This window comes from Chamaesiphon sp. VAR_69_metabat_338 (assembly GCF_031423935.1).
GTDB lineage: Bacteria > Cyanobacteriota > Cyanobacteriia > Cyanobacteriales > Chamaesiphonaceae > Chamaesiphon.
The window spans coordinates 1-4,930 of record NZ_JANPGM010000548.1; the positions used below are offsets into that span (position 1 = coordinate 1).

The following is a 4,930-nucleotide window of genomic DNA, read 5'->3' on the forward strand; positions in this document are numbered from 1 at the left end:
GCCTCGATTTCGTCCTCTTTAGCCTCTTCTAAGAATGTATACAAACGTTCTTTTGGTACTTGGGAAAAAGTTGGACTAACAGCAACTTCAACATAAACACTTTCCTGAAGTTGATAAATCCGCAACACCTTACCATTAAACCGCCAAAACTATGGCACCCCTAAGCTGGCATAAAATTGATTTTTGGCAATATCGGTGTGGGTAATATCTACTTCAACTACTAGATCTGGCGGTGGATCTTGGCTGAAATCTACATTTCGCCCTTTCACCAAAGGTTGATTTTGGATGTAATAAGCATTATCGGGTTCTGCACCCTTTTTAAGGTTTGGGTAGTTCATCGTTGTCGAACCCATTGTCTTAATTTTCAGTCCCGTTATCTCAATTAACGTGACGATAAAGCATTCGATTAAACGACCTGAAAACTCATGTACTTCTAACGGAACTGTAATCTCTAATACTCCATCGTCATAGGTTAATCGGGAGCCACGCGACTGCGGTAGCGCGTTGAGGATCTGCAAATAGGCATCCCAAGATAACCCGCGCAGCACGACGCGCTGCTCTCCCACGGGCTGCAATTCAGACTTGAGTTCTGGCGCAGCAATCACCATCGATAGTTCTCCTTAAATATGCCAAGGTGCAATTGCGACTTTGCCTTCTATTATAGATTTGAACTTAAAACTGCCACTAACCAAAATAGGCACTCACCTCGGCAAGTAGGGGATCGATCGTTTGCACCTGAATCTGGTGGGGTGGGTGCCAATCGATCCATTCATAACCCAGATGTTCGCTGGAAGGAATAATTATTGGTGTATCTACCCAGCCCAAAAAAATAATTAAGGTCTTTTCGACAATCTGATTGTCGTATCTGGCATACTGCGGATAATAAACCGATCGATACTGAAAATCCGGCTCGATCTCAATCGCGCTGGCGGGAATGCCCGTTTCCTCATTTGTCTCGCGGAGGGCGCATTCCAAATCCGATTCGTCCGGTTCGATATGTCCTTTGGGTAAATCGTAACGATCGCGATGTTTCATCAGCAAGAACGATTTGTGCGGCTGTGCGCGCTTGCCGCGAAATAAAATAAAACCACAGGATTTGACTTGGTGCATTAGTTTGGATGCGAATATGATGGGCGATTACTAACCTCCAGTGGCTTCACGACACTCAGCCACCTAAAGTTCTGTCACAATCGACGATCGATCGGGATCGATCGCCAGTTAATCTATAAATATAGAAACAGCTAGCTGCTGCGACTGCACACAGTTTAGCATTATTGAAATTTGCGTAGAGTGCGATTATGACAACTTTTAACTTTGACAACTATCCTTATTTATTAACCGATCGAGAGCGGCAAAATCTCAGTCAGACGATCGACTATACCCAAATTAATTCCATCCCCGAAATCTGGCCGATCGTCGCGGCTAAGTGTGGCGATGTCGTTGCATTACAGGCACCTCATAACAAGCCAGAAATTAGCCTGACCTATCGCGAGCTGGCAACACAAATTCAACTATTCGCGACGGGCATTCAAAGCCTGGGAATTCAGTCGCGTCAGGCGATCGCGCTGTTTGCTGACAATAGTCCGCGGTGGTTGATTGCCGATCAGGGCATCATGCTGGCAGGTGCTTTTAATGCGGTACGTGGTTCCCAAGCAGATCCTCAAGAATTGCTCTCGATTTTAGATAATAGTCAAGCCCAAACTTTAGTAGTTGAAGATCTCAAAACGCTCAAAAAATTGAGCGATCTATTATCAAATTTGCCAATTAAATTAATTATTTTACTATCTGACGAAAACACCGATCTAGAGATCCCCTACAAACTCGTCAACTTTAGTCAGACGATCGATCTCGGTCGCACCGCTGAATTTACCCCTGTGAAGCTGGAGAAAACCGATCTAGCAACCCTGATTTATACTTCTGGTACTTCTGGCAATCCCAAGGGGGTAATGCTCTCACATGGCAATCTCCTCCATCAAATCACTACTTGTGGCACAGTGATTGCTGCCCGACCTGGCTCTAGAGTATTGAGCATTTTACCTTCGTGGCATGTCTATGAACGATCGGTCGAGTACTATCTCCTTTCCCAAGGTTGTACGCAGACTTACACCAATATTCGCTATTTCAAGCAGGATTTGAAAGAATATCAGCCAGAATATCTCGTGGCCGTGCCACGACTGTCTGAGTCGATTTATGAGGGGATTCAGAAGCAATTTCGCGACCAATCACCCAGTCAGCAAAAGTTGGTCGAGACATTTTTGGCAGCCAGCAAAAAGTACATCGAAGCGCGGCGGATCGTCCAAGGCTTGAGCTTGGAGTGTCTCGAACCCACACTGAGTCAAAAGTTAACTGCACGCCTTCAGATGACTGCGCTGGCTCCCATTCACGCGATCGCCGATAAACTTGTCTACGCCAAAATTCGGGCGGCGACAGGTGGCAAAATTAAAAATATCATCAGCGGTGGAGGTTCCCTCGCCAAGCATCTCGATCTATTTTTTGAGATTATTGGTGTCGATATCCTCGTCGGCTATGGCTTGACCGAAACAGCACCGATTACCAACGTCCGCCGTCCGTGGCAAAACCTGCGGCTCTCCTCAGGCAAGCCGCTACCAGGTACCGAGATTAAAATCGTCGATGTCGAGACGCGCGAGCCGCTAGCGATCGGTCAAAAAGGATTAGTCTTGATTCGCGGCCCCCAAGTCATGCAGGGTTATTATCGCGATCCCGAAGCTACCGCCAAAGCGATCGATCCCGACGGCTGGTTTAATAGCGGCGACTTGGGAATGCTAACTGCCAATCAGGACTTGACAATTACTGGACGTGCCAAAGATACGATCGTCCTCAGCAATGGCGAAAATATCGAACCCACCCCGATCGAAGATGCCTGTTTGCGTAGTCCCTACATCGGTCAAATCGTCCTCGTCGGTCAAGACCAAAAGTCGCTCGGCGCGCTCATCGTCCCCAACTCCGAAGCATTGCAAGCTTGGGCCGATAGCCAAAACTTACCCGTAAACTTTCAAGATCCCAGCGAATACGCCAAAGCACTCGATAACAGTCAAATCATCGATCTCTTTCGCGACGAACTCAACCGTGAAGTCAAAAACCGCCCCGGTTATCGGGTTGACGATCGAATCGCCACGATCGAGTTGATCGCCGAGCCATTTAGCATCGAAAATGGCCTCTTGACCCAAACCCTGAAAATTCGGCGGCCAGTTGTGATGGAGCGGTATCACGGTATGATTGACGAAATGTTCGCTGGCAAAGCCTAGCCTGAGGCGAATTGCCATACAGGAAATAGGGTATGGGGTAACGCCGCTAGCCACTAAACCAATAGCCACTAGTCACCAAAATTACCTAAATCATGGATCTACCAGACTCTCAATTATTGCTCAAACGGGTCGTCAGTATTAAAGCTGTAGTTACCCAACGCTGGAAAGATGAAACCCAGCAACTCTTACAAACCCAAATTAGCGAACTTGACGGTCAACTTCAACAACTAGAAATTCAGGGACAACGCGCAGTCACTGAAATTCAAAAGCAGAGCCTCCAGCCGCCTGGGCCACAAGTTATGCAGCAGATTGAGAGCATTCAAACGCAAGTCAATCAGCAAAAAAGCGAGCTGCTCGAACAAAAAAACATGGCTTTGCAACAACTTCAACAAGTTCAATTTCTCGAACTCAAACAGGAAGTCAGCCAAGGTCAAGTCGAAGGTTACTTTTCAGTTAAACTTGGCGACAATTTGATCTCCAAAATGAATGTTGAAGTCCTGCTGCACGATGGAGTAGTGATGGAGATTCGGGGGAATATCTAAAGTTAGGGAGTAGGGGATAGGGGATAGGGAGTAGGGGGGATCTAGAGAGTTAGCAACCGAGATAATATGGCGGGCGATCGTCAGTACGCCCCATCCTACGTTTCGGATGGTTAGAAGATTGTCAACTTTACCAGTCGATCCATATCTCTAGCCCCTATCCTCTATCCCCTATCCCCTCCCGTAGGCTAAGATATAAAGTCGCAAGCTAAACCTATCTGTTCGATCGAGAAGATTCCCCATGGCAATACGCGAAGTTTTCATGCCTGCTCTAAGTTCCACCATGACTGAAGGCAAGATCGTCTCCTGGCAAAAATCACCAGGGGATAAAGTCAGCAAAGGTGAAATCGTTGTCGTGGTGGAATCCGACAAGGCAGATATGGATGTCGAGACATTTTATGAAGGCTTTATTGCCATCATTATCGTCCAAGCGGGCGAGTCTGCGCCGGTTGGCTCGGCGATCGCGTTAGTAGCTGAAACCGAAGCTGAAATTGAAACTGCCAAGCAGCAAGCGCAAGGGAAGTCTCAACCTGCGGCTACAACTGCCGCAGGTGCTAGTGCTGCGCCTGTCAAGCCGATCGCCATACCCGCAGAAACCCCTGTAGCCCCCGCCGCAACCATCCTCAGAAGCGATCGACCAGTAGTGTCCCCCCGCGCGAGGAAATTAGCAAAAGAATATGGCGTCGCCGTCGAATCTCTCCACGGCACTGGCCCCAACGGTCGGATTACCGCTGACGATGTCGGGGCTGCTGCCGGAAAACCAGTAGTAGCGGCTACTCAAAGCGCACCAGCAACTGCGATCGCCATTCCTGCTGTCATCCCGCCAGTCGCACCGCCGATGGTTACTGGTACGCCACGAGTCGTACCTTTCAATACGTTCCAATCCGCCGTCAATCGCAACATGATGGCAAGTCTATCGGTACCGACATTCCGCGTCGGCTATACAATCGAAACCAGTCATCTAGACAAGCTGTACAAGCAAGTCAAAGCCAAAGGCGTCACCATGACGGCACTGCTAGCCAAAGCCGTCGCCATCACCCTCGCCAAACATCCAACGGTGAATGCTAGCTATAACGATGCTGGTGTCAATCACCCTGGTGCAATTAACATCGCTGTCGCCGTCGC

4 protein-coding genes and 1 pseudogene are annotated in these 4,930 nt (G+C 48.4%); 3 read left to right on the forward strand and 2 right to left on the reverse strand.

Annotated features, from left to right (window positions below):
- Both RMO84_RS15070 and RMO84_RS15075 read right to left on the reverse strand, forming a co-directional pair.
- A pseudogene (locus RMO84_RS15070) lies at nucleotides 1-608 on the reverse strand (Uma2 family endonuclease); the annotation flags it as partial.
- A 76-nt stretch (nucleotides 609-684) separates the two neighbouring features.
- Nucleotides 685-1,110 (reverse strand): NUDIX domain-containing protein, encoded by a 426-nt coding sequence (locus RMO84_RS15075; RefSeq protein WP_310489263.1) that lies wholly within the window; start codon nucleotides 1,108-1,110, stop codon nucleotides 685-687.
- A gap of 188 nt (nucleotides 1,111-1,298) precedes the next feature.
- Between RMO84_RS15075 and RMO84_RS15080 the strand changes: the two genes are divergently transcribed.
- From RMO84_RS15080 to RMO84_RS15090, 3 genes are all read left to right on the forward strand, one after another.
- Nucleotides 1,299-3,266, forward strand: coding sequence for an AMP-binding protein (locus tag RMO84_RS15080; protein WP_310489264.1), 1,968 nt, complete (start codon nucleotides 1,299-1,301; stop codon nucleotides 3,264-3,266).
- A 92-nt stretch (nucleotides 3,267-3,358) separates the two neighbouring features.
- Nucleotides 3,359-3,808: a YlqD family protein gene (locus RMO84_RS15085; protein WP_310489265.1), complete on the forward strand. Its 450-nt coding sequence runs from the start codon at nucleotides 3,359-3,361 to the stop codon at nucleotides 3,806-3,808.
- Between the two features lie 238 nt (nucleotides 3,809-4,046).
- Nucleotides 4,047-4,930: biotin/lipoyl-containing protein (locus tag RMO84_RS15090; RefSeq protein WP_310489266.1), on the forward strand; the 884-nt coding region annotated here is incomplete at its 3' end.